The organism is Cellvibrio sp. (genome assembly GCF_053579595.1).
Window position 1 is genome coordinate 1 of sequence record NZ_JBRFPI010000388.1, and the last position, 4,094, is coordinate 4,094.

The 4,094-nt window shown below is 57.9% G+C and carries 2 protein-coding genes; both read right to left on the reverse strand.

All coding sequences use genetic code 11. The features are described 5' to 3' along the window. Positions 1–917 (reverse strand): efflux RND transporter permease subunit (locus ACWA6V_RS18255; RefSeq protein WP_449523834.1); only part of this gene is annotated, 917 nt, incomplete at its 3' end. Positions 918–1,062: 145 nt separating this feature from the next. Further along, the gene (locus ACWA6V_RS18260) at positions 1,063–4,092 is read right to left on the reverse strand and encodes a multidrug efflux RND transporter permease subunit (RefSeq protein ID WP_449523835.1); all 3,030 of its coding nucleotides are present in this window, start codon (positions 4,090–4,092) and stop codon (positions 1,063–1,065) included. Between the last annotated feature and the right edge of the window lie 2 nt (positions 4,093–4,094).

Below are 4,094 nucleotides of genomic sequence, written 5' to 3' on the forward strand. Positions count from 1 at the left end.
GGAAGTTGGGCGTTAATCGCGTCTATGGTTTCGACGATATTGGCACCGGTCTGGCGGCTCACGGTCAGGGTCACCGCTGAACTTTGGTTGTGGAAACCATCGGTGTAGCGGTTCTCGACTGAATCGGTAACGGTAGCGACATCCTGCAGGCGCACTACACCGCCTTCATCGCCGTAGCGGATCACGAGGGTCTGGTAATCCTTGGCTGAACGCAGGCTTTCATTGGTATGCACCTGCCAGCGGGTGTCGTTTTCTTCGAGCATGCCAATCGGGCGCATCACATTGGCGTTAGCCACGGCGTTGCGCACTTCATCCAAGGCGATACCGTAATTGGCGAGGGCATTGGGGTTGAGCTGGATACGCACGGCGGGCAGGGAAGCGCCGTCGATTCCCACTTGGCCGACGCCTTTAATCTGCGACAGTTTTTGCGCCAGTATGGTCGCGGCTGAGTCATACAGAGCTGCGGGCGATAGGTTAGGTGAGCTGAGCGCGAGCGCCATTATCGGCGCTTGCGAGGGGCTGATTTTGCGATAACCCGGATTGCCCGGCATACCCGCAGGCAACTGGCCACGGGCGGCGTTAAGTGCGGCTTGCACATCGCGCGCGGCGGAATCCAGATCCCGGTCGAGAGTGAATTCCACCCAGATAAAGGTTGAGCCTTGGGTCGAGTTGGAGTTAATCGCCGTCACGCCGGGAATACTGCCGAGCGCGCGCTCCAGCGGCGTCGCAACCGTTGCCGCCATACTTTCCGGGCTGGCACCGGGCAAGCCTGCGTAGATTTGCACGGCGGGGAAATCCACCTGCGGCAAGGGCGCGACCGGCAGCATGCGCCAGGCCAATAACCCAAGCAGGACGATACCAACCGCCAGCAAGCTGGAGGCGACGGGGCGTTTTATAAAGGGATCTGCGATGAACATAACGGTTTACCGTAGGTTGCTGGTGAGGAACGAACCGCAACATGACCATCTTGCCGCGCCAACCAAAAGCCAAATGGAGCTTTGAATCAGGTTTCGGTGCGGGTGGATGTATGGCCATGTTGCGGTTCGCAAGCTCACCAGCAACCTACACCTCCTCCGGAATCAATTCGTTGGTGGGGTTTTTGTTAACCCAACGATCAAAAAACAAATACACCACCGGCGTGGTAAACAAGGTTAACACCTGACTTACCAGCAACCCTCCCACCATCACCAGCCCCAAGGGCTGGCGCAGTTCCGCGCCGGAACCGCTCGCAAGCATCAGCGGTACGGCGCCAAATAAGGCGGCGAGCGTGGTCATTAAAATCGGGCGAAAGCGCATTAACGCGGCGCGATGAATCGCCTCGCGCGGGCTGAGGCCGAGGCTGCGTTGGGCTTCGAGTGCAAAGTCCACCATCATGATGCCGTTCTTTTTCACCAAGCCGATCAGCAGCACCACGCCAATCACCGCAATCAAATCCAGTGGTTGGCCGGTCAGCAATAAGGCGAGCAGAGCACCTACAGTCGCCGAGGGTAGGGTGGAAAGAATGGTCACAGGGTGAATAAAACTCTCGTACAAAATCCCCAGCACTATATACATGGTCACTATCGCCGCCAGCACCAGCCAGAGCGTGTTGCTGAGCGATGCACGGAAAGCCTCGGCGGCGCCTTGAAAGCGCAGCTCCAATGCAGCGGGTAAATCCAACTCGGCCTGCGCCGCTTCAATCGCATCGATTGCTTCACCGAGGGACGCATCGCCCGCGAGATTGAAGGAGATAGTCGTCGAAGGAAATTGGCTCTGGTGATTAATCAACAGTGGTGCCGGGCGTTGGGTGATTTTGGCGAGCGTGGTCAGCACGACCGGTTTGCCGGAGCTGCTGGCGATGTAGGTATTCTCCAGTGCCTTCAGCCCTTGCGCATAATCCGGATCAACTTCCAGCACCACGCGATATTGGTTGGCTTGGGTAAACAGCGTAGCGATTTGCCGTTGGCCGTAAGCCGTTTGCAATGCACCGGCGATATCACTCACCCGCACACCAAGGCGCGCCGCAGCGTCCCGATCAATCTCCACATAGGCTTGCAGGCCTCGGTTTTGCAGGTCGGAGGCGATATCGGCGAGCGCCGGTTCTTGCCGTAAACGCTCCAGCACACGCGGCACCCATTCATCGAGCAGCGCCGAATCCGGCGTGGTCAGGCTGAATTGATATTGGGTGCGGCTGACCCGGTCTTCTATGCTCAGTTCCTGCACCGGCTGAAACCAGGCAGTAATGCCAGTCACACCTTTAATCTGCTCGCGTAAGCGGTTGATGATCTCGCTGGCGCTGGTGTCCCGTTCATTGTGTGACTTAAGGTTAATCAGCAAGCGGCCGGAGTTGAGGGTGATATTGCTGCCGTCCACGCCGATAAACGATGAAAGCCCTTCGACTTCCGGGTCTTTCAGGATCAATTCTGCTAGCGCTTGTTGCTTCTCGGCCATGGCGCTGAAGGAGGTATCCTGCGGCGCTTCGGTTACGGCTTGAATTACACCGCTGTCCTGAATCGGAAAAAAGCCTTTGGGTACGGCGAGGTAAAGGCCTGCTGTCATCGCCACCGTTCCTATCATCACCAGCATGGCAGCCGTTTGGTGTTGCAATACTTTGTCCAGACCACGTCCGTAACTCGCGATCAGCCGCTCCATAAAATCGGGTTTGGCATCGTTGTGTACCGGCGCATGTTTGAGCATACGCGCGCACATCATGGGGGTAAGGGTGAGCGAGACCAGCAGCGAAATACCAATCGCCACCGCCAGCGTAATCGCAAATTCCTGAAACAATCGCCCGACCAGATCACCCATAAACAGCAGTGGAATCAACACCGCGATCAATGAAATGGTGAGCGATACCAAGGTAAACCCAATTTCCCCCGCGCCTTTGAGCGCCGCATTCATCGGCGATTCGCCCTGCTCGCGGTGACGGGCGACGTTTTCCAGCATCACTATCGCATCGTCCACCACAAATCCGGTGGCGATGGTAAGCGCCATCAGGGTCAGGTTATTGATCGAGAAATCGAGGAAATACATCACCGCAAAGGTGCCGACTAACGAGAGTGGCACCGCGAGGCTGGGGATAATGGTGGCGGGCACCGAGCGCAGAAAAACGAAGGTGACGGCGACCACAAGGCAGATCGCAAAAATCAGTTCTTTTTGTACATCGCGGATCGAGGCGCGGATGCTGTGGGTACGGTCGCTGAGCATGGCCACATTTACCGCCGCTGGCAGCGTTGCGGTCAGTTGCGGCAGTAGCGCCTGCACGCTATCCGCCACGTCAATCACATTGGCGCCGGGTTGGCGTTGGATGTTGATCAACACCGCCGGTTGGTCATTTGCCCAGGCGGCGAGGAAGCGGTCTTCAGCACCGTTTTCGACCGTCGCTAAATCGCCCAAACGCAGTGGCGAACCATCGCGCCAACTGATGAGTAAATCGCGATATTCCTCTACCGAGCGCATCTGGTCATTGGCGTCGAGCATGGTGGAGCGCTGCGCGCCGTCGAAGCTGCCTTTGGGTTGGTTGGTGTTGGCGGCGACGATTGCATTGCGCACCTGCTCAAGGCTCATCTGGGTATTGGCGAGCGCATTGGGGTTGACCTTGATCCGGATCGCCGGGCGCTGGCCTCCCGCCAAAGTCACCATCCCCACACCCGGCAACTGCGCCAGTTTTTGCGCCATACGCGAGTTCACCAGATCGTAGACTTCCGGCAAGGGCAGGCTCGCCGAGGTAACCGCGAGCGTCATGATGGGTGCATCAGCCGGATTGACTTTGCGGTAAATCGGCGGCGTAGGCAGATCATTCGGCAACAGGTTATTGGCGGTATTGAGTGCGGACTGCACTTCCTGCTCGGCCACACCCAAATCCACTTCCAGCGAAAACTGCAGGGTGATGATGGAAGCGCCGGTGGAGCTAGTGGACGACATCTGCTTCAAACCGGGGATCTGCCCGAGGCTGCGTTCGAGCGGCGCAGTCACGGTGCGCGCCATCACATCAGGGCTGGCGCCGGGGTTAAAGGTGAACACCTGAATAATCGGGTAATCCACTTGCGGCAAGGCGGCGACCGGCAACAGGCGGTAGCTCAGAATTCCGGCGAGTAATAGCGCCAGCATCACCA